The organism is Mesorhizobium sp. M2A.F.Ca.ET.037.01.1.1, assembly GCF_003998075.1.
In the GTDB taxonomy this organism is placed as follows: Bacteria; Pseudomonadota; Alphaproteobacteria; order Rhizobiales; family Rhizobiaceae; genus Mesorhizobium.
In genome coordinates this window covers 1-749 of sequence record NZ_RZSA01001619.1, presented here as the reverse complement: position 1 = coordinate 749, position 749 = coordinate 1, and the positions used below count along the sequence as shown (strand labels likewise).

1 pseudogene is annotated in these 749 nt (G+C 67.4%); it reads left to right on the top strand.

Annotated features, from left to right (window positions below):
- Nucleotides 1-749: pseudogene (locus EOA27_RS38780) on the top strand (ABC transporter permease); the annotation flags it as partial.

Genomic DNA, 749 nt, shown 5'->3' with positions numbered 1-749 from the left:
GTCTCGGGCTGACGCTGCTGGTGACGCTGGCGCTGATCGACGGGAATCTCAGGCGGCAGATCTCCGGCAGCCTGCCGGAGCGGGCGCCGAACTTCTTCTTCGTCGACATCCAGAGCAGCGACGTCGATGCCTTCGCCAGCCTGGTGAGCAAGGAGTCGCCACGGGGAACACTGGTCAAGGTGCCGATGCTGCGCGGCCGCATCATGGCGCTCAACGGCGTCGATGTCGACAAGGTGAAGATCCCGGCCGACGGCGCCTGGGTGCTGCGCGGCGACCGTGGCCTGACCTATGAGGCCAGGCAGCCGGAAAACGCAACGCTGACCGAAGGTGCCTGGTGGCCGCAGGACTATTCCGGCGAGCCGCTGGTGTCGTTCTCGGCCGAGGAGGGCAAGGCGATCGGGCTGAAGCTCGGCGACAGCGTCACCGTCAATGTGCTGGGGCGCAACGTCACGGCGAAGATCGCCAATTTTCGCCAGGTGCAGTGGGAGACGATGGGCATCAACTTCGTCATGGTGTTCTCGCCCAACGCCTTTGCCGGGGCGCCGCATGGCTGGCTGGCGACGCTGACCGACAAACAAGCCTCCACGGCCGACGACGCAAGGCTGCTCAACGCCGTCACCCGCGCCTTCCCGGCGGTGACGACGGTGCGCGTTAAGGACGCGCTCGACATCGTCAACCGGCTGGTCGCGCAACTGGGGACGGCGATCCGCGCCGCCGCCGGCGTCGCGCTGATCGCCTCGGTGCTGGTG